The sequence below is a fragment of the Pedobacter sp. UYP24 genome (assembly GCF_054057295.1).
In genome coordinates this window covers 76,406-100,819 of the sequence record NZ_JBSRZD010000007.1, presented here as the reverse complement: position 1 = coordinate 100,819, position 24,414 = coordinate 76,406, and the positions used below count along the sequence as shown (strand labels likewise).

The window sequence follows — 24,414 nt, the reverse complement described above, 5'->3', positions numbered from 1 at the left end:
TTAACCTTATAAACCTTTTAGTAAATGAAACACTCGTTAAAACCATTTTTGGCAGCAGCACTGTTACTTGCGGTAACTGCTTGTAACCAAACAACTAAAACTGATGCATCAGCTGTACAATCTGACAGCACTGCAACTACTTTTCAATTAGATAGTACAAAGTTCCAGAAGGAAATTGATGGTAAGAAGACCAATCTTTATATCCTAAAGAACAAAAATAACATGCAGGCTGCTTTTACCAACTATGGTGGTAGGTTAGTTAGCTTACTTGTGCCAGATAATACAGGTAAACTAGTTGATGTTGTAGTTGGATTTGATAGTGTAGATGGTTTTGTAAACTCAACCGAGCCTTACTTTGGTGCTACCATTGGACGTTATGGCAATAGGCTTGCTAAAGGTAAGTTTACTATTGATGGAAAACAATATTCTGTATTCACTAACAACGGACAAAATGCGCTTCATGGTGGCAAAAAGGGTTATCAATATGTAGTATGGGATGCTAAGCAACCAAATGACCATACAGTTGAGCTGTCTTACCTATCTAAAGATATGGAAGAAGGTTTTCCGGGTAACCTGAATGTTAAGGTTACGTATTCACTGACTGATGATAATGAATTGAAGATGGATTATGAAGCTACAACTGATAAAAAAACTGTAGTTAACCTTACAAATCATGCATTTTTTAACCTGAACGGGGAAGGAAGTGGAACGATATTAAACCATGTATTACAAATCTATGCTGATCAGTTTACACCGGTTGATACAACCTTAATTCCATTAGGGAAAAACATCCCAGTAAAAGATACTCCTTTTGATTTCAATACGCCAATAACCATTGGAAAACGTATTGATGCAGTTAATGATCAATTGAAAGCTGGTGGTGGATACGATCATAACTTTGTACTGAGCGGAGCTAAAGGAATGGGTATGAATCATGCTGCTACTGTTACTGGTGATAAATCTGGAATCGTAATGGATATTTATACTCAAGAGCCTGGTCTTCAGTTTTACAGTGGTAACTTTATGCAGAGCAAAAACAAGTTTAAAGGTGGTGCTTTAGATGATTTTAGAACTGCTTTGGCACTAGAAACTCAGCATTTCCCTGATTCTCCAAATCAACCTGCATTCCCTTCTACGTTATTAAAACCCGGACAGGTTTACAAAACTTCTTCCATCTATAAATTTAGCAAATAAGCTAAATCAATATTTTAAAAGGGTCGTTTTGGATATTACCAAAACGACCCTTTTTTTTATTCGTGGATATATAGCCGATTGTTTAATTGCTCAATACGCTGCTGCATGTCAATTACCTTTTGCAGAAGATGTCTTATTGCATCTATACCTTCAATGTTAATTTCAAGGTCGTAATGCAGGTGTTTGTAGGTATCCAGTTCTTTAATCTGGTCTACATGAATATACTTGCTTGTTTCTATGATGGTTAATGTGATGATGCCACAATCTTCCAAAGCAACAATAAATGATGGCTCAATTTCGTAATTGCCGCAGTATTCTTGAATACTGATCAATTCTGTTTCCATAACAATTATTTTAAGTCTTGTAATTGTTTAAAAAGTTCGGTTTGTTCGGTTGTAAGGCTAGTTGGGATCTTTATATTATAGGTAATGTAAAGACTACCAGATTCTCCCTCTTTTTTATAAACAGGGAACCCTTTTCCCTTTAACCTTACTTTTATTCCGTTTTGCGTGCCTGCAGCAACTTTGAGCTTTACTTTGCCATCAAAAGTTTCTACAGTTGTTTCCCCTCCCAGAACCGCAGTATACAAATCAATTTCATGATCAGCATAGAGATCATCATTAAGGCGTTTAAATTTCCCATCATCGGTAATGATTATGGTAATATAAAGATCTCCATTTGGTCCGCCATTATTACCTGGAGCACCCTGACCGCTAAGTTTTAGTACTTGCCCATTACCTATCCCCGCTGGAATAGTTATTCTTATTTGCTTCCCGTTAACTGTTAGTGTTTGTTTATGTGTGGTAAAAGCATCCCTTAAGGAAAGTTTAAATTCAGTTTGATAGTCCTGGCCTTTTGATTTCCGACTGCTGCCTTGCCCTCGACCACCCCCTGCACTGCCAAACATCGATTCAAAGAAATCTGAATAGTCTCCGCCGTTGCCTCCGCCAAAAGGGTTCCCACCTGCGCCCCCAGGATTTCCTCCACCACTTCGCTGGCCTTGGCCGCCATATTGGCCTTGTCCGCCCGACCTTTTGGCTTGTTCAAACTGATCGGCATTGCGCCAGTTTTCGCCGTATTCGTCGTACTTCTTTCTTTTATCCGGGTCGCTCAGCGCCTCATTGGCTTCATTAACCTGCTGAAATTTGGTATGTGCGTCTTTATCATCTGGATTTAGGTCGGGATGTAATTTTCTGGCTAGCTTTCTGTAAGCTTTTTTCACATCATCCTGCGAAGCAGTCTTATCAATTCCCAGAGTTTTATAGTAATCTATAAATGCCATTTATGTTGTTTTAAATTATAACAAATGAAAATATAAAAAGGAGAGTAAATCGGATATATTTTCAGGAAGTATGAAAATTTCGAAATACTGTTAGTGTTAATTTTAAAGCAATGGTTTTGATTTCTTTGCTTTTTTGATGTAACTGTCTAAAAAATAATCAATACCTGTCGTGGCATAGCCCAGCAGTCTGGAGTTTTCACCAAGTTCGGAAGAAACTATTGTAGTCTTATCCCTAATTTGAGTCATGCAATAGGTGTTGATGGCTTGTTGCATGGGTAAGGTAATGTATTGCTTTGCTTCGGCAATTTTTCCACTCAAAATAATCAGCTCAGGATTGAATAGCTGGATTAGCATAGCTATACCTTTTCCCATGTAGGTGCCAATGTTAGAGAGCAACTGGATGGCATATTGATCTCCTTTGTTCGCTGCCTGAATAATAACTGCAGGTTCAATTCTTTCCAGCTCTTCATTACTAAGTTGGTTAAGCATAGAGTTTTTGCCAGATAGGATGCCCTCTTTAGCCATCGAAGACAATGCATTGCCAGAAGCAATGGTCTCCAGGCAACCATGCTTGCCGCAATAGCATAAGGCGCCATTTTCTACAAATGGAATGTGCCCAAGCTCACCCGAAAAACCACAGGCACCCTGTCTTAATTTGCCATCCATTATAATTCCTAGTCCCACACCCCAATCCATTAATAAGATTAAAGCATTTTGTTTGCCTTTGGCCATTCCATGTTTAAATTCTGCCATGGAAGATCCATTAACGTCATTTTGTATAACTACCGGAAGTTGCAGCATATTTTCAAATGCTGCCGATAAAGAAACATCGGCCTGATTGCTTAGAAAGTAACTGTAGTTTTCACCTTTTTCTCCATCAGTTAAACCAGGCAGGCCTACGCTACAGCCAATTAATTGATCGTTGCTAATATCCTGCGATTGTAAAATCTCTTGAACATTTGTATTTAATATTTTAAAAAAATCCGACCTGCTTTTAGAGATCGGTATTGCGATGGTTTTAACTTCAAGTACAAAATTATAGTTGTTGTCTATGATTGCAATTTTGGTGTGGAATAATTCAATGTCAATGCAGATGATCATGATTTTTTTATCCTTTAGGCCATAGAGGTCTGGTTTTCTTCCCCCCATCGACAAACCAAATCCTTTCTTTTCTATCCAGTCGTCATCACTCAAGCTAACAATGAGTTTCAATATGCTGGGCGAACTCATGTCCATGATTTCGCACAGGGTGGCAACAGAAGAAGGCCCTGAATTAAATAGATGTTTTATGAGCCTGTATTTTTGAGTCAGCTGTTTATCACCTGCAGATTTTGTTATGTTATTTAATAGATGAAGATTCATGGCTTTAATTACTCTATTTCGATAAATATAGCTAACTTATATTAAAAAGTAATAAAAGTATTTTTATTACCTAAATAATTAGACAATGTTTTGCGTTTATAACAATTTCTCGCTAATATTAGATATGGAAATATTAAAATTCTATGCTGCTGTTACCTACTAAAGCTATATATTTCTTATAACACCACTAACCACAATGAAAACTAAAGAAGAACCACAAGAAAAAAACAACTCCAGGCGGGATTTCATCAGGAAGTCTGCGATAGGGGTAGCTGCATTTACTATTGTTCCCCGCTGTGTACTAGGAGGGCAGGGCTATCTGGCACCCAGTGATAAACTGACTAAGGCCGTTATAGGCGTTGGTGGCATGGGTAGAGGTCATTTTGGCTATGAAGGTACGCAAGTGGTGGCCATTTGCGATGTAGACAAAAACCACCTTTCGCAAGCTGCTGGTATGCTGGACAAGGGGGTTAAAACCTTTGGTGATTACAGGGAAATGATTCAATTGCCCGAGGTAGATATTGTTCACATTGCCACTCCGCCGCACTGGCATGGTATTATGGCTGTTGATGCTGCAAATGCAGGCAAGGATATTTGGTGTGAAAAACCTATGACTCATACCATTGGTGAGGGGAAAAGGGTAGTTGAGGCAGTGCAGCAACATGGTCGCATGTTTAGGTTGAATACATGGTTTAGGTTTAAGGATACATTTTACGGAATGGGTACCACAGTAAGGCCAATTAAAAAGCTGGTGGATACCGGCATGTTAGGATGGCCATTGAAAGTTACCGTAAGTAAGCATACTGGATACGATTGGAAATTTTATTGGGTGGGTAAGGACAATTTGGAGCCTCAGCCTGTTCCACCAGAATTGGATTATAATACCTGGCTAGGTCCAGCGCCTTTTAAACCTTACCATCCGCATAGGGTGCACCAGACGTTTAGGGGGTATTGGGATTATGATGGCGGTGGCTTGAGTGATATGGGACAACATTATATTGACCCCATTCAATACTTTTTGGGTAAAGACGATACCAATCCTATTTCTGTTGAAGTAGATGCACCCGAGCAGCATACTGATGCGGTAGGAACCTGGCGTAGAATAACCTATACTTATGCAGATGGTTGTCAGATTATACTGGACGGAGAAGGTAAAGATGCCAACGTACCTTATATAGAAGGACCGAAAGGCAAACTGTATCCGGGTTTTAAATCTGATATTCCCGATTTGGATCGCAAACTGGCGCAGTTTCCGGATCCTGATCCGCAAATAGTTGAATTTTCTGAATCAGTAAGAACACGTAAGAAATTTGCATTGAATGAAGAGAACGGACATCGCTCTTGTAATATCGTAAATATCGGTTTGGCAGCCTTAAGATTGGGGAGGTCATTAAAGTTTGATCCGGTAAAACAGGAGTTTGTAGACGATGAAGCAGCTAACAAACTGATTAATCCCATTATGCGTGCTCCTTTTAGTATATAGTTAAGCGCATAAGCCAGTTTTACTTTTAAGAATTCATTCTAAAACCGAAGAATAGAAAAAAATACAATGATAACTATAATCAAAAAAATATCTTTTGTGCTGATGGCAGTGTTACTGCTTATACAGGTCGCTGTAGCTCAGGACAAAAAAGATGAAAGAATAGTAACGACTAAGATTGCAGATCTATTGGCGCAGTTGCCTGCAAGTGACGCTGCACAGTTGAGTAGAAATATGAAAGAGGTGGCAGAACTTGGTGAAGGGGGTTATGCTACGCTGATTAACGGACTAATGGCGTCTGGAAAAGGTAATAATGCGGCGATACAATATGCGGTAGGCGGATTTACTGCTGCTGCATCAAAAAATGAGGCATGGAGAAAGATGGCAGAATCGGCTTATTGCTTGGCCTTGGCAAAGGCAGGCGACAAGCAGAATAAGGCATTCATCATTAGTCAGTTTGAGTTAGTTGGTACAGAAGCTGCAGTAACTTGTTTATCTGAATATTTAACCGATGAACAACTTGCTGATGAAGCTTCAAGAGCATTGGTAAAAATTCATACTCAAGGTTCAGTGGATGCTTTAGTGGCTGCGCTACCTAGAGCTGCTGGGAAGGCAAAACTTGCGCTTGTTGAGGCATTGGGCCATACAGTTACAAGTACATTAACCGCTACAGCAATTAATAACCTCGATACCGGTTCTGATAAGGATTTGCAAAAAGTTAAGCTTTTTGCGCTTGCAAATTTAGCTGATCCATCATCAGCTGACTTATTAATGAAGGCTGCGGAAGAAGCGGGTTATAAATATGACCAGACTAACGCAGTTGCTGCATTGCTGGTTTATGCTAAAAAAATGGCTATTACTGATCCGAATTCAGTCGTAGATATGGCTAAGAATATAGCAGGTAAACTCAAAACTGACGATCAGGTGGATTTGCGTATAGCTGCCTTAGAGCTGATTGCCGGTGCGAAAAACAATCAGCAAGTTTTACGCTCTGCTGCAGATGATAGTAATTTTGAGTACCGCGCAGCGGCCATCAGAATGGCTAAGATGGACGGTTTAAATGGTGCTGAATGGATAGGGAAATTAGCCAAAGTAGACGGGCAAACGAAAGTACTGATCTTGGATAAACTGGCTTCAAGTGGCGCACAGTTAGCAATTCCAACTGCGTTGAAGTTAGTCAAGGATAAAGATCCACTGGTCAAAACCGCGGCCGTTTTTGCTGTTGTAAAACTTGGAGGCGAAAGTGCATTGGATGATTTAATGAAAATAGTTAGCAAAGCAGATACTGCTGATCTGGATATTTTTTCTGCTGCTATATTAAGGATGAAAGGCGAAAACCTGACGGCAAAAATAGCAACTTATATTCCGAAAGCGAACCCGGAAGCTCAGGTTGCGCTCCTCCATATTTTGTCTGCCCGTGCGGCAAGCGGACAAATGGGGATAGTTTACACTATGTTGACCAGTAAAAATCAGAAAGTCAGAAAGGCTGCTTTTGAAGCTTTGAAGTTTATATCAACACCGGAAAGTAAAGGAAAATTATTTGACCTGATGACCAGAACTTCAGACCAGACCGAACTAACTGCTGTACAGGACGCAATCATTGCTTCTGTGAAAGGCAATGGAGCTGACAGTGATGTGCAAACCGAGACTATTTTGGCTCAAATAGGAAGTTCGTCAGAAGATAAAAAGCTTTTATACTATAAGGTATTGGGAAGTATTGGTGGAAAAAAGGCCTTAAAATCTGTTTCCGATGCCTTTGCTTCGGGTAATGAAGGAACGAAAAAGGCAGCATTGGATGCATTGTCTTCCTGGGCCGATGCTGGGTCAGCTGAAGAATTGATCAAAATTGCCCGAACTTCTCAAAATGAAGCATTTGTAAACCAAGCATTAACTGGCTACTTAAAATTGGTACGCAATACCGACTACCCAGCTGAACAGCGGTTATTATTGTTGCGCAATGCAATGGCGGTAGCGAAAAATCCTACGCAACAGCAATTGATTTTAAAGGATACTGAACAAGCCAAATGTTTCAATTCGATCGTGTTCGCAGGGCAGTATCTTGATAATTCTGCTTTGCAGCAAGCTGCCGCGAATGCGGTGATGAATATTACCCTCGCTGGTGAATACAATGGAACTATCGTAAAAAATCTATTGAATAAAACCATATCGGTAATTACTGGTGGTGATGCAGCATACCAGAAAGAGGGTATGCGCAAGTATATCTCGAGTATGAAGGAAGGGGATGGTTTTGTACAAGTGTTTAACGGCAAAGACCTGTCGGGCTGGAAAGGGTTGGTAGCAGATCCAATTAAACGTAGTATTATGGATGCTAAAACGCTGGAAGAGGAGCAAGTTAAAGCAGATGCAGCGGCGAAAGACAGTTGGAAAGTTAGGAATGGAGAGCTTTATTTTCAGAGCCATGGAGATAACCTGGCTACGGTTAAGAAGTATGGTGACTTTGAGATGCTGGTAGACTGGAAAATAATTGATGACAAAAAAGGCGAGGGAGATGCTGGGATTTATTTGAGGGGAACACCACAGGTACAGATATGGGATTTGGCCCGTACAAATGTTGGTGCGCAGGTAGGTTCAGGTGGATTGTATAATAACCAAACAAATCCAAGCAAGCCTTTGGTGGTAGCCGACAATAAATTAGATGAGTGGAATACGTTTAGAATAGTAATGAAAGGCGATAGGGTTTCTGTGTGGTTAAACGGAGTGTTGGTTACTGACAATGTGATCCTTGAAAATTATTGGGACAAAAACCTGCCGATTTTTGCTGAGGAGCAGATTGAATTGCAGGCGCATGGATCTCCGGTGGCTTACCGCGACATTTACATCAAAGAGATTCCTCGTCCGAAGCCATTTGAGCTAACTGCACAGGAAAAGAAAGAAGGATACAAGATCCTGTTTGATGGAACCAATATGTACAACTGGACCGGAAATCTGACTGACTATATCATTAAAGATGGTAATATTGCTATTGAACCAGTTCCGGGTAAAGGATCAGGAGGTAATTTGTATACCAAAGAGGAATTTAGCGATTTCATTTACAGGTTTGAATTTCAGTTGACTCCAGGTGCTAATAACGGTTTAGGTATACGTGCTCCTCTGGAAGGTGATGCAGCATATGTAGGTATGGAATTACAAATTCTGGACAATGACGCTCCAATCTATAAGGATTTGCATGTGTACCAATATCATGGTTCTGTGTATGGTACTATCCCGGCAAAGCGAGGATTTTTAAAACCAGTAGGCGAATGGAACTATGAGGAAGTTGTAGTAAAAGGAACCAAAATAAAAGTGATACTGAATGGTACGGTAATTTTGGATGGTGATATTGCACCATTTCAGAAGAATGGTACACCTGATCACCAGCAACACCCTGGTTTGTTAAGGGAAACTGGACATATTGGTTTCCTCGGACATGGTTCGCCAGTTCAGTTTCGCAACATCAGGATAAAAGATTTGAGTAAAAAAATGGCGACTGATAAAACGGAAGTCAAAAAGAAATAATATTTTTAATCATAACCAATCAAAAAGTTGAACGATATGACTGAGGAAAAATCAAATTCAGCATCAGAAAAATCAAGAAGAAATTTCATTAAGACTACCGCGCTTGCAGCTGCTGGCTTTATAATCATACCCAGGCATGTGTTGGGTGGAAAGGGATTTTTGGCCCCAAGTGATCGCCTGCAACTTGCAGGGATAGGCGCGGGAGGTAAGGGAGAGAGTGATATTGCTAACATAGTTAAAGGTGGTAAAACGGATGTTGCATTTTTATGTGATGTTGACGACAGAAGAGCAGCTACTTCCAGAAGAAACTTCCCAAAGGCAAAATATTATAAGGACTACCGCGAATTGCTGGATAAGGAGGGGAAAAATATTGATGCGGTAACGGTATCAACTCCAGACCACACGCATGCACAGATTGCAATGGCTGCAATGCAGCTTGGAAAACATGTGTACGTACAAAAGCCACTTACTCATGATATTTACGAAGCGCGCATGTTAACTGAGGCAGCCCATCGTTATAAGGTAGTTACCCAGATGGGCAACCAGGGTGCATCTGGAAATGGTGTAAGAAGATTGCAGGAGTGGTATGACGCGGGAAGAATTGGGAAAGTGCATACAGTGTATTGCTGGACGGACCGTCCGGTTTGGCCACAAGGCATTGCCTGGCCAACTGCTAAAGCAGTAATTCCTAAGGAACTGGATTGGGATTTGTGGTTGGGTAGTGCCCCATACAAAGAATATATTGATAAAATGATACCGTTTAACTGGCGCGGATGGTGGGACTATGGAACCGGCGCTATTGGAGATATGGGTTGCCATTTGGTTGAGCCACCGTTTCGTGTGCTTGGACTAGATACACCAATGAGTGTGGAGTGTAGCGTAGGCAGTGTGTATGTAGACGAATTTAAAAGGGGTTACTTCCCTGAAAGTTGTCCGCCATCAAGCCATGTGATTATGACTTTCAACAAGACAGGTAAATCAAAAGATGATACGCAAATACATTGGATGGACGGTGGCATTAAGCCGGAACGACCAGAGGAGCTTGGTCCGAATGAACGTTTTGGAGATAATGGTGTTTTATTTGTTGGAACCAAAGGAAAAATGATTTGTGAAACCTATGGTAAAAACCCTAAACTTTTGCCGCTTTCACGAAATGAATCTGATAGAACAAAAGAGACGATTGCGCGTGTGCCAGGTGAAGAGGATGGTCACTATGCACAATTTGCAGAGGCTGCTATTGCCGGATATGGTAAAATGCAGCTAAGTTCGCCATTTGAAACTGCCGGACCATTAACGGAAACATTATTAATTGCCAATTTGGCCATTAGAGGTACAGACGTGCAGAGAAGAAATGCAGATGGTGGAACCAGCTTTCCAGGCAGGGATATGAAAATGCTTTGGGATAAGGTAAACATGAAAGTGACCAATTTTGATGATGTTAACCAATTTGTAAAGCGCGAATACCGCAAAGGTTGGAGCTTAGGTGTTTAAACAATAAAAAATATGTCTTTTAATAACAAGGACCTTAGGATATTGGTAGTTGGTTGCGGAAACATGGGGGCTTCTCATGCAACCGCATACCATACGCTGGAAGGATTTGAAATATGCGGACTGGTATCAACCGGCAAAAGTAAAGAACTACTGAATGAAAAACTTGGAGGTGGATACCAATTATTTGATGATTTTTATGAAGCGCTTGAAGTAACTAAACCTGATGCGGTTTGCATTTCTACCTACCCGGATACCCATGAAGAATTTGCAGTAAAATCTTTTGAAGCAGGATGCCATGTTTTTATTGAAAAACCACTGGCAGATACCGTAGAAGGAGCAAAACGTGTTGCAGCTGCTGCTGAAAATGCAGGGAAAAAGTTATTAATTGGCTATATACTTAGGTATCACCCCTCATGGGAGCGTTTTATAGCTGTTTCTCAGGAAATGGGTAAGCCACTCGTGATGCGTATGAATCTAAATCAACAAAGCAGTGGTGCTAAATGGAACGTTCATAAAAATTTAATGAATAGTTTGAGCCCTATCGTTGATTGTGCCGTACATTATATTGATGTTATGTGCCAGATGACCAGATCAAAGCCTACACAGGTATATGCAATTGGAGCAAAGCTGACTGAGGAGATACCCGATTGGAATTACAATTATGGGCAACTCCAAATCCGTTTTGAAGATGGTTCTGTAGGCTGGTATGAAGCTGGATGGGGACCAATGGTAAGTGAAACTGCTTTCTTTATAAAAGATGTATTTGGTCCGAAGGGATCCGTATCGATTGTAGCTAAAGAAGCTAGTCAGGCAGGGAAGTCTGATATGATTGATGTGCATACAAAAACCGAATCTTTAAAAGTTCATTATGCAGATCTCAACTCCCGAGGCGAATTTGCCACACCCGACAGTTGGATAGATCTTACAGACGAGCCAGATCATCAGGAACTTTGCAATAGGGAACAGCGCTACTTTCTGAAAGCTATAAATGAAAATATTGATTTATCTGACCCAACACTTGATGCAATAAATAGCCTGCAAATTGCCTTTGCATGTGACGAGTCTGTGAAAAGTGGTGAGGTGGTAAAACTTTGAAGCATTTAATTAGAGTGGACAATTTTCTGAACGGTTTGTTCAGGTATTGTTTTTAATTTCCAAAGTAAATTGGGTGTTAATACGTTATACCAATACGTTTAATTACGTGTTATTTGTAGGTTTTATTGTTTAATATAGGATGGTACAGGATTTGATTTAACGAAAAAGGAACTCCTAACCTAATATATCATGAACAACATTGCCTTAAACCTTGAAATCTGTGAACATAAAAGTGCCCTTGACTTGTTCGCTAGAAAATTTACTAATGATCTTGAAGATGCCAATGATTTGGTACAAGATACCATGATTAAAGCTATTCGTTACAGTAACTTATACAAGGAAGGAACAAACCTTAAAGGTTGGCTGTATACCATAATGAGGAATACTTTTATAAATAGCTACCGAAAAGTGACCAGGAAAAACAGTATTATGGATACAAGTGAGGAACTGAGTTCAGCGCAGCTTAAAAACAGTGCATCCGCTAATCTTGGTGAGAATAAATTTGTAATGGAAGATATCAATAAGGCCCTTTCTGTTTTGGAGCCTGTATACTCAGTACCATTCTTGCGCTATTTTGAAGGCTATAAATATCATGAAATTGCAGAGGAGCTTGACATACCTATCGGCACTGTAAAAACCCGGATTCATATGGCAAGACAGGTCTTGAAAAATAACCTAAAAATGTACGCTCAACAGTATAAGCACTCAGCTTGAGAAAGAACCAATTGATAAGGCCTTTAAGTGATACTAAAGGGCCTTTTTTTGTTGCTCTTTAGTGAAATTGCAATTTGTATAGCAAGCGATTATTTTAATTTCCAATGCCCCATTTTAGATATTCTATTACCAATTAATCTAATATGGTAAGGTAGTTGGTACATGGTTGGTACATCGTTGATACATGGTTGGTACATGGTTGATACATCCATAGATGTCCCAATCATGTATTAAACATGTATCAACGATGTTTTAAACTTATATTCGATAACTATATAATTCATTGTTTATGAAGGATTGACTCCACTTGTGGGAGACCAACCTAATCAGAGAATTCAATACAGCTTTGTGAAAATTAGTTCAGGGACATCCTCCATAAGCGCTTAATGGGGCAGCAAATTGGCTATTTATTGCGTTTTCTCTTGACTTAGTTGATCTAAAAATCCTGATCCGTAAGTGTACTATAGTATACTGAGTGTAAATACGCCTAAAATGCTTTTAATAAAAAAAGCGACGTTTGGAGCAACGTCGCCTTTAGTTTAGAGATAAATCTCTGTACACCCAATAGACATATAACCCTGTCTGTGTATCACCATGTTATAAAAAAATGTTGCCGCTTCCTGGAAACAAATGGGTTGAATGCACTAAAAATTATTTTTTAATTGCCATGCCAGAGGAACTCCAGCCTTGCAGATAAGAGTATCCTTCCTTATCAACAGCAAATTTTGCCGTAAAATTTAAATTTATAATTGCATTAGCTCCCTTGGACTTCGCTTCGTCTACTAATTGTTTTAGAACTCCTTCTTTAGAAGCTTTTATGAATTCTTTTGTCACAGCCGTATATGGGGTAACATATCCCGTTTGGAAAGCATCGTCGTTCACTTCCTTATTACCTGAGCCTTTTACTTTGTAGCCTGACAATTGAATCGCAGAAACTGACGCTATTGGTTCATAGGAAAAACTCACACTATTAGACTCAGACAAGAAAAAGCCTTGCTTTTGGTATTCAGTATAGTCTAATGCAGATGAAGAAATGAATGCAGGAGGTCTACGTACAGTACAGCCTAGGATTAAAACAGATAGAAGAGCTGGTAAAAAGATTTTTTTCATTTTTTCATTTAAAGCCAATAAGTGGCTATTTTAATTTGTGTAGCAAATCGACATGCGCTTCTAAAAGCTTGATGTATTTTTGCTGTATTTCAAGGAGTTGATTTCTTAACTCCAAATTATTAGCTGTTTCAAAATAATGATTACCATCTACTATGCTACTTACTACTTCTGTATTTAGCTGAGGGAATATATTTGAGAAATCGTATCTAATAGAATTTCCAATACCTAAAACGTACTTCATTTCCATTTCTGGAAGAGCCAAAATCTTCCCCAGCTGAACACGGCTAATACCGACGTCTTTCGCAATACTAGTTTGAGTTTTTCCCGACTTGGTTACCTCATTTCTTACAAATTCGTCAACTTTTATTTTCACTTATGCAAACCTATAGTGCTGTATTAAATAAATTATTTATAAAATGATTTGCATTCCTTAAATTAAGTTTGCATAATTGTATCAAATATTACAAAAACGATAACATCAAGCAATCCTATTTAAGTACCATTATGACTGAGAAAGAACAAAAAATAAAAGATCAACTAAGGAACACCTTGCCTTATGGATCTAACGCTGAGATCAAAAGGCGCATCAAAACCCTAAAATTTAGGACGTTGAGTTCTTCAATGATTGGTAACGTACTTAATCCTAAAAAAGACGCTTGGGATAATGACGTCATATCGATGGCTTTAGATATTGCAACTGAAAATGCTAAGGAAAGAGAGTTGATTTCAGAAAAGGCAACCAGCTTACAAATTCTGTAAAAATGGAAATTACACCAGGTCTTATCTGTCAAAATGGAGAGTTCTTTACGAGCGAATCGGAAATACATTCTGTTTTTGATGCTCATTGTAATGACTTTCCAAATACGCCTTCTGTGATGTTAGAGGTGTTGGACAATTCAATTACTACAGAAGATCTGGAATGGCTTATTTGGATGGGGCTTGTTACTCAAGATCAATTCAGGAAACAGTGGATATTTTGTAACCAGGCTAAACTGGATTCAACTCCAGATTATGTACCTGGTCAAAAAGTTCTGCAGCGTGAATATGTATCCTGTCAAAAACGTGGCGCATGTGAAGCAGAAGGCAAACTATGCCGCAAGCAATCACAATTAACAATATATACCGAAAGAGAAGTTGAAGTGCTCACTCATACTTTCAATGGACTTCTCAATAAGGAAATTGCTCATAAAATGGGGATCAGCAAAGCAACGGTTGATTCTCACACTCAAAATATTCGCATTAAAACAGGTGCTGCAAGGAAAGCGGACCTAGTGCGGATCGCTCAAAAACTCAATCTTAATTCTTAACGAAATGCAAAAAAAACAACTCATTCAAGAAATGCTCGTAGAGCTTTCAAAAACAAACAAAGACATCAAAAGCCTTCGCTCCAGACTGGAGGCAGGCAAATTAAAAGATGATCAGCAGATCCTTCGGAACTACCGCTTTCTGATTCAAGCAATAGAGCACAAGGCAGAACTTGAAAAAATGCTGGTGGAGGAATATTCAGTTGAGTTTTCCTTGGTTAAACTTTGGGAAGATGTTAAAAAAGCCAACTAGCCATGGAAGAGATAACAAGAGAGGAAGCAAACGCACTCAGTAAAAAAATGCATGCAATCTGTGAGCAGATACCCAGTGGTTTATCTCATTTAAGTGATGCACTAATTTTTGCCTCCCTAGACATTACAGCATTTGGTAACCATGGCATAAGGACCAAGTACTTTCCACAGGCACTAGCATTCGCTAAGTCCATTCCAGAATTTTCAAATCTTGATGGTGCTGATTTTACTCACTGGATGCTAAACGATCAGGAGCACCTCGAGTACTGGCCAGGATATTAACTGCATTAATAATTGAGTCCAATACGAAAGGAGGGTGTCTGGCAAAATATCAAAAGAAGCAAAAACAATAGCGACAATAGTAGTTTAGGAACAAAGCTTTTGGGTGTTCCGGAACAAGATTACAAATCGCAGTGATCATCAAAGCAAAAGGCCCGTAAAGTATAAGTGGCGGGCCTTTTGAAAATTTACCAACTAAATTAAAATAGTATGAATTTCGAGGAAATTAAAGAATTAGCCAATAAAACCAATAGGATCATAGAGATCGAAGAATTGATAAATGGCATAGAAAAGCTAGCAGTAGAACTGTTAAGTCGTAACCAAAGCCTATCTATAAAGCTTGATATCTCTGACCAGAAGGAAGAAAGTCGGCAGGACGTTATGGAGCACTTTATAAAGTCGGTTATTCGGCCCTCCCTCCCAAAAAATATGATAATTGCAAGTGCAGTCCAGTTCTCCAGTGCTGATAGCTTGAATTTAAAGCTTGGTGATAAATACCAGATGATAATTATCGAGGCAGTTTCAAGAGCATTGAAGCAGGAGCAGGTCGATTTGAAAGAGGCCATGAACAAAAGCACCCAGTTCGCATAAGACGCTATGACAAAATATCCAAATCATCCGCTAAAATTTTGGGACTATTTCTCCTGGTTAATTGTGATTGCAATGATCTTGCTATCGCTATTTAAAATTGGAGTAGAACTTTACAAGTCAGCCCAAATTCACGAACAGAAAATCAAACAAACCACTAATAAATAGCACATGATTACGCAAGATTCTATCGATAAGGTTAAGGAAACGGCAGAGATACTGTTTATTGTAGAACAATATCCAGATATCAAATTAAAGAAACGCGGCGCAGGTTATATCGGCTGCTGTCCATTTCACGACGAGAAAAGCGGTTCTTTCCATGTTACGCCCTCTAAAGGAATCTATAAATGTTTTGGGTGCGGTGTTGGTGGTGATCCGATCAGCTTTGTAATGAAAATGAACAACGTTGATTTTATTACAGCTATTCTTTTTATCGCTGAATTGTATAAAATTACTGTCGAAGAAAAGGAGGAAACTCCAGTTGATAGAGAACTTAAGGATAAAAAGAAGGAATATTTGCTGGTTAACGAAAGTGTGGCCAAGGTTTATTTCAAGCATCTATTGGCTCTTAGTGATGATCACCCAGTTAAAAAGGAACTGCTAATTACTAGGGCATTGCTACCAGGTACCATAATTGATTTTCAATTAGGTTTTGCTCCGGATGAATGGAAGTTTATTACCCCATCGCTAATTGAAAAAGGGAAATATCAGCCCGCCTTTGATCTTGGTTTGATTTCTACAACCAATGGTAATTCTAACGATGTATTTAAAAACAGGATTATTTTTCCAATTCATAACGAGCGTGGCCAGGTAGTAGGTTTTGGTGGCCGTGCAATACAAAATAAGAAAGAGATCCCAAAATATCTGAATAGTAGGGAAAGCGCGATTTACAATAAATCAAAAATTCTTTATGGCCTGTACCAGGCGCAAAAGGCAATCCGGGATTTGAAATTTGCAATCATTGTAGAAGGCTATTATGATGTGATCAGTATGCACCAGTTTGGCGCGCCAAATACTGTTTGTACCGGTGGTACCGCAATAACTGAAAGTCATGTGCTGCTGATCAAAAGATTTACTGGTCACGTCGTGCTAATGGGTGATGGAGACTCAGCCGGTAAAGCTTCAAATCTGAAAGCTGTAAACCTTTTTGTAAAGCACAACATTAAAATTGAAATCTGCTTACTACCAAAACCTGAGGAAGGAGAACCCAATATTGATCCGGACATATTTGCGCGCAAGCATGCCATCCCAACTGAAGACACCACAGAACTAGAGACCGAACCCACCAATGACTAATACTTTACTTCAATATATTTTAACATTTAAGCAGGACGCCATTTTATTTAAGGTGTCTGAATATCTCGAGCAAGCAGGAGAAGATACCTATGCAAAGAGTATGGTCCTTTATCCGATATGCGAAATGCTCAACCAAATGAGCAATGAGCTGCTGCAGGATGAATATGTAAAAAAGGTCAGCAAGATGATGGCAGTAAAGCCGAACATCATCATCAGCCAGTTAAAGAAGGAGACCGAAAAAAAGAAAGAGGAATCTGTACAGATACTTAAGGAAAATGAAGATGCGCTGCCGAAATGGGTAGACAAATCACATTATTACGAACACAGTTTTGTCCAACGTTTGGATCTAGAAAATAAAACAAAGACCGGGATCTATTTTTCAACTGGAGAAAGCTTACCTAAAAAGCTGACCAACTTCACATTCAAAGCCATTGCACACGTAAGAACGGACGGAGACGGGAACAGAAGACTGGCAGAAATAAATAATGGTTACGAGCTCGTAGTTATTGAGGTGCCAAGTGCCTTGTGGAGTAGCCCCGAAGGTTTCGAACGCATCCTAAATGAAAAGGGTGTCTTTTATACAGAAGATTTTTCAAAAGCAAATTTAACCAGGCTAAAGGCATATTTCCTGCCGCAATTTAAACCTTGTTATGAACTCGACAATTTGGGATGGCAGGCTGAAGGCTTTTTCGCTTATTCCAATCTGATCTATAAGGATAAGGTAATTAACTATGATGAATACGGCATAGCTGATGTAGATGGCACCAACTTCCTGAGCATGGGAGTAAGCAAGGCGCTGGAGGGTTTGCGTAAGAACAAATCAAATTATGAAAACGATAAATACCTCACTTATACAAAGTCGCCGATATCCTTCACTCAGTGGACCGAGTTAATGACAGACGTTTATCTGGAGAAAGGCATGATGGGCATCTGCTTTGTATTAATGGCGTGTTACAAGGACTTGATTTTAAGCAGGAATAACAACTGTCCAATCCCATATATGGTGGGCGCCGCGCAATCCGGTAAAAGTAAATTCGGAGAGAGTATTTCCAGCGTGTTTACGATGAATATGTACGCTCTCAACCTAAATCAAACCACCATCCCTGCTTTGTGGGAAAGGCTAAGCAGGTTTTCAAATGTTCCCATGCTGTTTAATGAGTTTGACGAAAACAGCATTAAAGAGGAAATCACCAGGGCTTTTAAAGGCGCCTACGATAATGAGGGAAGAAATAGGGCTACAATAACGCGCAGACGTTCTGAAACGCAGGAAGTGCGTTGCCTCCCTATTATAATTGGCCAGTACTTGACTACTAGTGATGACGGTGCCATTCTGCAGAGAACTATCCCGATCAAATTCGCAGAAAACAATTTAAGGACCAATGCCCAAATGCAACGGTACGACGAATTGAAACGCCTGGAGAAAGAAGGCATCACTTCGCTCAGCTGTGAGGCCATGGTGCATAGGAAGTATCTTTCTGACAATTATTTGCTGAAATATCATGAGCTAACCGTAAAAATGAAGGAAGCCCTGGCCAGTGATAACCTGATTCCTAAAATGCGGATTCTGGAGAACTTTGTAAATGCAATGACCGTCACCTTACTGGTAAAGGATAAGATTGAAATGTCTTTTACCGAAGACGAATTTTTTGAGTACTGCAAACAACAAATTATATCGCTCAGCCTGATTATCAGTGAAAGTAATGCGCTAGCCAATTTCTGGAGCATGATGGAATTTCTTTTGGATGAAGATATGATAGAACAAGGTTTTCACTTCAAAATTGAAACGAAAAACGAAGTTACCGTAGCTGCTGATAGAAAGGATGCCATTAAAAAGACGTTTTCTGAACCGAAAAAACTCCTTTTCATTCGCCTGAATACCATTCACACCCTTTATCAAAAGCAAATGAATGCGATCAATAAGAAGCCGATCGATAAAGAAACCATTCTGGTTTATATGAAGGACCAGGAATTTTACATCGGCAATAGTCCTTCAGGCAGTTTTAGAAGCAGGCGCAGAGGAAGCACAAACACCAGTTCTTTTGTTTTTGACTACGATATGCTGAAAATTAACCTGGAACGGTTTGATGAAAAAGACGAATCTCATGTGGTTTCAGTCACCGGCAAATTATCAGCTGATGCCACAGCTATCAATGTTCTGGACGTAGAGAAGCTTTCATTTACGATAGTACATAATGAGGACTACTATAAAGAGGAAATAAGGATTGATCAGAAAGTCTATACCCGCTGCTTTTTCAAAGACCTCAGCATAATCAATAACCTAAAGATCAATACAGCCGTCAAGGTTACTGGGTCACTTGATGTTAAGCCAGGGAAAACAGTTGATTACCGGTACATGGAAGTGCATACTATAGAATTTACAAAACCTGAACCCATGAAATTTTAATCTGGTATGAAAGGAAATGAACAGCTTGTGTTATTTAATCTTCCTGAGCGTAAGAGCGAAGCGAATGTGGAGGCCTTTAAAATAGCCATAGCAGTGGATGAAATCGAACAGAAGAAGCTGGCCATCGATCTTCAGCGCTATTATTTTCATAGAAAGCTGAAAAACAAATACAAGATTAATCCGGACCACTGGACGATTGATATCCCATACAGTTCTTTCAAAGAAATTCCCGATGGTGACCGGTATTACATCTGGCACTTAAAAAGACTTGGATATAATTTACAATACATTTTATTATGATAGAACCTCAAAAAATTATGATGCAAACCTGGTTTCAGGATAGCCACAATAGGGTATGGGTGATACTCCGGGTGAATCCATTTTCTACGGAACCACCAAAAGAGATCGATATGCTGGAGCTTGGGAAATCAGAATCAATAACCCGCCCTTATAGAGAAATAGTTGACTTAGTAGCAAACGGAATTTTTAAACCAATCAGTAGATAAATGGGAAACATTACAAATTCACTTAAACAGGCCTCAGATAGAGGCAAAATTGCCGAAGAAAAGGCAATCAAGATCGGCGAAGAAGCAGATCTGCTATTCAAAAAATGTACAGACTTATTTAAGGAGTTGAAACGCCAGGTCGGTATGGATCTGGGTGAGCGAATTGATGATTTAGTCAGTACGATCACCAAAGTCAAATCCCGTGATCAGGTTTATCATTTTGACAAGGAACCAGAAGGGCAGTAGCATGAGAGCAATTATACTTTTAATCATTCTGGCGCTGTTAGTTGCAGCAGCTGGAGCATAAAAAATCAATTATATGAAAATTACTTCCAAGCAGATAAATGATGCTGCAAAGGTTCACGCTCAATCAGTACTGGGCAATCAATTCAAAGCAAACCCAGATGCAGCTGCTGCTGTGCAAAATGATTTCAAAGAGGGCTTTAAATGTGCCGTAAAACTTCTTTCAAAAGCTAAATAAGATGCTGAAGAGATATACAATAACATATCAATACGAATGGTCATGTGAAGTTCAAGTAAATGAAGAATTTTTAATACTGGAGCGTTGTGAGGCAGATAAGCCATTTACCACGCTAGACGGTATGAAGGAAATGATATTATTCTGGTCCAATGGCGCTACAAGACTTAAAGAAAATGGTGGCGACGTTTTAAAGACTTTTCTAAAAATGCTTGCTCAGGCTATCATGTATATCCAGGCTGAAGATAATCTCACTGTTGCCGGTGTCATTGAAAAATTCGAGGAAATGGAAGGCTGGTATAAGCCAGATGGCGGTTATGGTTTCAAGTTGGTTGATACTGAAGATGTAGATTTTAGTATTGATGATTTTAAAGTGGAGGAGATTATATGATCGGTAAGCAACCTGTAAAAGTCGTTTTATCAAGTTCTATAATAACGACGAAGAAAGAAATTTCGAATGCTTTAATTGATGCTTTTCTTTCTAAAAACTATGATTTATCTATCCATTTAAAGACAGTACCTGTAAAGTTTGCGGACTATTTTGCAGAGTCAGAATATATTGAAAAGGAACATTAAAACTCAAAACGGGAATGCAACTCCTTGCATCCCCGTCTCAATCTTAAATTAACGCTCAAGGGCAAATTTATAAATTAATATTTAACCAGGAATAATAATGATTGTACAAGCAGTAAGTTTTGGTTGGGACAAAAAGCTTAAAAGAGGTGTTACACAACAGGAAAGAAATTCTATAATGCTAAAATCTGGTAAAGAACGGGCGCGGCTCATGATGAATTTTGAAACTAAGGAAGAATACTATAGGCCTTGCATAGGTAAGTTTATTATTCATGGCTTGGTGAATGGCGATGATTTCAAATTCAAAGAATCCATAGAAGCAATTAATAAATCCAAAGAGATGATTTCGATAATTGAAAAAAGTATAAAAAAATCAATATGAAAAAAATAATTTTGATAGCTGCTATTGTCACCATCCTGATCAGCTGCGAAAAGCGATATTATTTACCGGAAAATGTAAGACCCACTCAAAAGCGTAGGCCATATCCCGATACGAGCAAAAGACCGCTTGTAATTCCGGATAGAGTCAGGAAATAGTTAATTATAATATTTTAGTCCCCTTTGAAAGCTTTGCACATCTGCAAGGCTTTTTTTATTCTCCAGCATTTTATAAAATCATGCATTTCTGGTAGGGTGTTCCTAACGTTCCTAATGAGTCCTATAGGAAAACACCCTATTTTCAATGGAGCTTGTAAATTCTTGAAATTTGGATTTTATCACACCTGAATTATATCATGCGCGTTTAAACACATTTAAAGGAAGGTAAGCACTAAATATTTGATATTTTTCGTTTCCGTCAGGAAATCGTGTAAAAGTGCTCCTAATGTATATATTGTTCCTAATATAGTATTTAAAGTATAATAAAGTAAGATTAGTGCTAAAAAAAGCATTAGGAACACTTAGGAACAGTTGGAACAGTTAGGAACAGTGGAGCGCTTTTTTACAAAGTATATCATCCATGGAATAATTTTGAGAAAAACGATGTTTGAAGATGAAAAGATGTCGGCAGCGATACCAAAAAGTTTAGTTAAATTTGAACATAAACCAAACACCAGGGATGATATTTGTTTTACCGGTTTCTATCAAACCATTTCTTCGAAGCTATCTCGCGCATTATTGCGAAATAGAACCACACCTAACGGTATCTCATAAAAATAGATATACCAGCTTCCTTATTAATTGCTTAAAACATAAAACGCAAATCGTTGCTGAGGATAAGAAATATACCCTGGGAGTTCGGCCATTGAAACTAATGCTTTCCATCCCGGAACATTACGAGCGGAATTATGGCATTAACATAGGGATTCGCCAGCAGTACTGGTTTAACCAGTTCCTCCAGGAAGATTTTATTCACCAGATGCTAACCGCTGTTTCCCCATCCCTTACCGGTAGAAAGGGTGAGCTTAAAGCACAGTTGATAAAATTCCGTGAACGCTATGATATTTCTGAAGATGATCTTCCTTTTAAAACCCTGGAGAAAATGTGGGAACGGAACAAGTTCAGGATGCCTAAGTACAGAATGAATTAGCAAATTATTTTTCAAAAAGTTACCACGATATTGTCGGTAACCGATTTGGGCTGCTTTTAAGAATATTAGTGTCGTTTATCAGCCAGGGAATAGATTGTTCCTTTGGATATGATTAGCAATTTCCCTACCAAAAAACTATCAAACCTTGGAGGTTTGAAGGGCTTTAAGTTCATTCCATCTTTTCATATCTCAGTCGCACCGCCAATATCTGAAGGAGTGATCACTTCGGCTATTGTTCTGCAACCCGGTAAATCTTGGTTAAATGGATATGCTACGCCTGAAACCCTTGAGTATAACGAAGAAGCAAAGGATTCTGATAATGGGGTAATCTTTACCTGTCACCTTTCCGGATTTGTTCCTGGTGATTTTCCTGAGCTGAATAGTTTATTGAACACTATGGCCGGTCTTCCATTCTGTGTACAGTTCTATAACGCAAAAAATGAACTAAGAATAGCCGGTACCCAGGGACAGCCGCTAATATTTAGCTATACTTTTAAAAGCGGATCCGCAAGGTCTGATAGCAAAGGATATCAGTTTGAGTTCCTAGGAGAGTCAATTTGTAGTGCTCCAGCCTACAATATTTAATATGCTGTCGTTTATCAGCTCTATTTCTATCTAGACTTTTGTATTATGTTAGATCCATTTTTATCTGCTCTTTTAAGAGGATCATGGCTTATTGATGAAAGTTACGCACTCAGCAGTATGCCTCTTGCTATTAGTGTCCTTAATGGATCCAGTTTGGGATCTTCGTTACTAAACGGCAATGGTGATTTTGAGAATCCATTCTTTGTAGGACCAGATGGGCAAAGGAGAGAAGCATTTGCTTTTTTCAGAGGTCAAATGGTTTTTCAACCAGATAATGCATTACCGGGGAGTATCGCTGTGGTTCCATTCATCGGGCCTATGATTAAATATATGGGGTCTTGCGGAGAGCCTGGAATGATCCAAAGACAGCAATGGATTGGCTTAATGGCTTCTCTTCCAAATGTTGTTGGATATGCTTCTATCTTAGACACTCCTGGAGGTCAAGCGGACGGAACACCGCAAACAGCCAAATTTATTCAGGAGATAGATAAACCAACAGCAGCTATAATTATTGGTGAGGCTTGTAGTGCTGGTGCATGGATCGCTTCAGGTCACGATGAGATATTCGCAGCTGATGAATTTTGCGATTTTGGTAGCATTGGAGCTTATCAGACAATAGTCGATCCAAGGGGTAAATATGAAAACGATGGGTACAAAATTCGTACAGTATACCCAAAAATATCAAAAGACAAAAACCTTTCTTATAGAATGGCTATTGATGGCGATACCTCTATGGTTGAGGAAGAGGTTGGTGGATTAGCCCAAAGCTTCGTTGACGGTTTTCGCAATAATAGATTAGCACAGCTTAAATCCGACGACTGGGAAACTGGTAAAGTATTCAATGCCAAAACGGCCACCGAAATGGGTATGATCACAGGAATAAAACCAATGAATGAGGTTTTTGATCATCTCCGAAAAATATCAATTACACGTACTAAACAACAAATAAGTAACAATTCAAAAATGGAAACTAAAAATATTGAAGCTCTGGCCGGAAAAGAAAGTCTTTCTTCAGAGCAACTGGATTTGGCTAATGCCGAACTTACAGCAGCTGGTGTAACTAATGCAACAATAGTTACTGAAGCGATGATAACCGAAGCTACAGAAGCCACAACAAAATTGGCTACGACTAAAAAGGATTTAGAAACTGCCAATACAAATTTGACAGCTTCTCAAAGCAAAGTAAGTGAACTTGAAGGTAAACTATCAGCCCTCGGTAAAGTTCCTGGTGCTACTCATGTAAAAGCCCTGGGTAAAGAAGATCCTGTAGATCCTGGAAAAGAAGATGATGATGTAATCTCCAATCTTGCACACAATAAAGCTGCTGAGGCATACTTAAACAGCTAACGGTAAATAATAATTAACGCTCTCTAAATT

27 protein-coding genes are annotated in these 24,414 nt (G+C 39.2%); 22 read left to right on the top strand and 5 right to left on the bottom strand.

Annotated elements, in window-relative coordinates; all coding sequences use genetic code 11:
- Positions 1-24 precede the first annotated feature (24 nt).
- A complete protein-coding gene (locus tag ACVWYN_RS13340; protein ID WP_457289362.1) occupies positions 25-1,194 on the top strand; it encodes an aldose epimerase family protein in 1,170 nt (389 codons plus the stop codon).
- Positions 1,195-1,250: 56 nt separating this feature from the next.
- On the opposite strand, the gene ACVWYN_RS13335 is transcribed toward ACVWYN_RS13340, so the two are convergent.
- The 3 genes from ACVWYN_RS13335 to ACVWYN_RS13325 form a co-directional block, all read right to left on the bottom strand.
- Positions 1,251-1,538 carry a chaperone modulator CbpM gene (locus ACVWYN_RS13335; protein WP_457289361.1) on the bottom strand — a complete coding sequence of 96 codons (288 nt, stop codon included), beginning with the start codon at positions 1,536-1,538 and terminating at the stop codon, positions 1,251-1,253.
- Positions 1,539-1,543: 5 nt separating this feature from the next.
- A complete protein-coding gene (locus tag ACVWYN_RS13330) occupies positions 1,544-2,476 on the bottom strand; it encodes a DnaJ C-terminal domain-containing protein (RefSeq protein WP_457289360.1) in 933 nt (310 codons plus the stop codon).
- 102 nt (positions 2,477-2,578) lie between these two features.
- Positions 2,579-3,838, bottom strand: a complete 1,260-nt coding sequence (locus ACVWYN_RS13325) for an ROK family protein (protein WP_457289359.1) — start codon at positions 3,836-3,838, stop codon at positions 2,579-2,581.
- Between the two features lie 196 nt (positions 3,839-4,034).
- Between ACVWYN_RS13325 and ACVWYN_RS13320 the strand changes: the two genes are divergently transcribed.
- From ACVWYN_RS13320 to ACVWYN_RS13300, 5 genes are all read left to right on the top strand, one after another.
- Positions 4,035-5,321: a Gfo/Idh/MocA family oxidoreductase gene (locus tag ACVWYN_RS13320; protein WP_457289358.1), complete on the top strand. Its 1,287-nt coding sequence runs from the start codon at positions 4,035-4,037 to the stop codon at positions 5,319-5,321.
- A 66-nt stretch (positions 5,322-5,387) separates the two neighbouring features.
- Positions 5,388-8,834 carry a family 16 glycoside hydrolase gene (locus ACVWYN_RS13315; RefSeq protein WP_457289357.1) on the top strand — a complete coding sequence of 1,149 codons (3,447 nt, stop codon included), beginning with the start codon at positions 5,388-5,390 and terminating at the stop codon, positions 8,832-8,834.
- A 36-nt stretch (positions 8,835-8,870) separates the two neighbouring features.
- Positions 8,871-10,325 carry a Gfo/Idh/MocA family protein gene (locus tag ACVWYN_RS13310; protein ID WP_457289356.1) on the top strand — a complete coding sequence of 485 codons (1,455 nt, stop codon included), beginning with the start codon at positions 8,871-8,873 and terminating at the stop codon, positions 10,323-10,325.
- Between the two features lie 12 nt (positions 10,326-10,337).
- Positions 10,338-11,420 carry a Gfo/Idh/MocA family oxidoreductase gene (locus ACVWYN_RS13305; protein ID WP_457289355.1) on the top strand — a complete coding sequence of 361 codons (1,083 nt, stop codon included), beginning with the start codon at positions 10,338-10,340 and terminating at the stop codon, positions 11,418-11,420.
- A gap of 189 nt (positions 11,421-11,609) precedes the next feature.
- Positions 11,610-12,134 (top strand): sigma-70 family RNA polymerase sigma factor, encoded by a 525-nt coding sequence (locus ACVWYN_RS13300; protein WP_457289354.1) that lies wholly within the window; start codon positions 11,610-11,612, stop codon positions 12,132-12,134.
- A 651-nt stretch (positions 12,135-12,785) separates the two neighbouring features.
- On the opposite strand, the gene ACVWYN_RS13295 is transcribed toward ACVWYN_RS13300, so the two are convergent.
- Both ACVWYN_RS13295 and ACVWYN_RS13290 read right to left on the bottom strand, forming a co-directional pair.
- Positions 12,786-13,262, bottom strand: a complete 477-nt coding sequence (locus tag ACVWYN_RS13295; protein WP_457289353.1) for a hypothetical protein — start codon at positions 13,260-13,262, stop codon at positions 12,786-12,788.
- A gap of 7 nt (positions 13,263-13,269) precedes the next feature.
- Complete coding sequence (locus ACVWYN_RS13290; RefSeq protein ID WP_457289352.1) at positions 13,270-13,617, bottom strand: hypothetical protein; 348 nt, start codon at positions 13,615-13,617, stop codon at positions 13,270-13,272.
- Positions 13,618-13,748: 131 nt separating this feature from the next.
- Between ACVWYN_RS13290 and ACVWYN_RS13285 the strand changes: the two genes are divergently transcribed.
- The 16 genes from ACVWYN_RS13285 (at position 13,749) to ACVWYN_RS13210 (ending at position 24,384) form a co-directional block, all read left to right on the top strand.
- Entirely contained in the window at positions 13,749-14,003 is a 255-nt protein-coding gene (locus ACVWYN_RS13285; protein WP_457289351.1) for a hypothetical protein, read from the top strand.
- 2 nt (positions 14,004-14,005) lie between these two features.
- On the top strand, positions 14,006-14,551 hold the full coding sequence (locus ACVWYN_RS13280; protein WP_457289350.1) for a response regulator transcription factor: 546 nt from the start codon (positions 14,006-14,008) through the stop codon (positions 14,549-14,551).
- A gap of 4 nt (positions 14,552-14,555) precedes the next feature.
- Positions 14,556-14,801: a hypothetical protein gene (locus tag ACVWYN_RS13275; RefSeq protein WP_457289349.1), complete on the top strand. Its 246-nt coding sequence runs from the start codon at positions 14,556-14,558 to the stop codon at positions 14,799-14,801.
- Between the two features lie 2 nt (positions 14,802-14,803).
- Entirely contained in the window at positions 14,804-15,082 is a 279-nt protein-coding gene (locus ACVWYN_RS13270) for a hypothetical protein (RefSeq protein WP_457289348.1), read from the top strand.
- 207 nt (positions 15,083-15,289) lie between these two features.
- Entirely contained in the window at positions 15,290-15,670 is a 381-nt protein-coding gene (locus ACVWYN_RS13265; RefSeq protein WP_457289347.1) for a hypothetical protein, read from the top strand.
- A 168-nt stretch (positions 15,671-15,838) separates the two neighbouring features.
- Positions 15,839-16,963: a DNA primase gene (dnaG, locus tag ACVWYN_RS13260; RefSeq protein ID WP_457289346.1), complete on the top strand. Its 1,125-nt coding sequence runs from the start codon at positions 15,839-15,841 to the stop codon at positions 16,961-16,963.
- A complete protein-coding gene (locus tag ACVWYN_RS13255) occupies positions 16,956-19,367 on the top strand; it encodes a hypothetical protein (protein ID WP_457289345.1) in 2,412 nt (803 codons plus the stop codon). The genes dnaG and ACVWYN_RS13255 overlap by 8 nt, the downstream gene beginning before the upstream one ends.
- Before the next feature lie 6 nt (positions 19,368-19,373).
- Complete coding sequence (locus ACVWYN_RS13250; protein ID WP_457289344.1) at positions 19,374-19,667, top strand: hypothetical protein; 294 nt, start codon at positions 19,374-19,376, stop codon at positions 19,665-19,667.
- Positions 19,664-19,873, top strand: coding sequence for a hypothetical protein (locus ACVWYN_RS13245; RefSeq protein ID WP_457289343.1), 210 nt, complete (start codon positions 19,664-19,666; stop codon positions 19,871-19,873). The genes ACVWYN_RS13250 and ACVWYN_RS13245 overlap by 4 nt, the downstream gene beginning before the upstream one ends.
- Positions 19,874-20,119: a hypothetical protein gene (locus ACVWYN_RS13240; RefSeq protein WP_457289342.1), complete on the top strand. Its 246-nt coding sequence runs from the start codon at positions 19,874-19,876 to the stop codon at positions 20,117-20,119.
- Between the two features lie 73 nt (positions 20,120-20,192).
- Positions 20,193-20,354: a hypothetical protein gene (locus ACVWYN_RS13235; RefSeq protein WP_457289341.1), complete on the top strand. Its 162-nt coding sequence runs from the start codon at positions 20,193-20,195 to the stop codon at positions 20,352-20,354.
- A 1-nt stretch (position 20,355) separates the two neighbouring features.
- Positions 20,356-20,742: a DUF2528 family protein gene (locus tag ACVWYN_RS13230; protein ID WP_457289340.1), complete on the top strand. Its 387-nt coding sequence runs from the start codon at positions 20,356-20,358 to the stop codon at positions 20,740-20,742.
- A gap of 282 nt (positions 20,743-21,024) precedes the next feature.
- Complete coding sequence (locus tag ACVWYN_RS13225) at positions 21,025-21,306, top strand: hypothetical protein (protein ID WP_457289339.1); 282 nt, start codon at positions 21,025-21,027, stop codon at positions 21,304-21,306.
- Between the two features lie 675 nt (positions 21,307-21,981).
- Complete coding sequence (locus ACVWYN_RS13220) at positions 21,982-22,452, top strand: hypothetical protein (protein ID WP_457289338.1); 471 nt, start codon at positions 21,982-21,984, stop codon at positions 22,450-22,452.
- A gap of 108 nt (positions 22,453-22,560) precedes the next feature.
- Positions 22,561-23,037 (top strand): hypothetical protein, encoded by a 477-nt coding sequence (locus tag ACVWYN_RS13215; RefSeq protein WP_457289337.1) that lies wholly within the window; start codon positions 22,561-22,563, stop codon positions 23,035-23,037.
- Positions 23,038-23,082: 45 nt separating this feature from the next.
- Positions 23,083-24,384: a S49 family peptidase gene (locus tag ACVWYN_RS13210; protein WP_457289336.1), complete on the top strand. Its 1,302-nt coding sequence runs from the start codon at positions 23,083-23,085 to the stop codon at positions 24,382-24,384.
- The last annotated feature ends 30 nt before the right edge of the window (positions 24,385-24,414 follow it).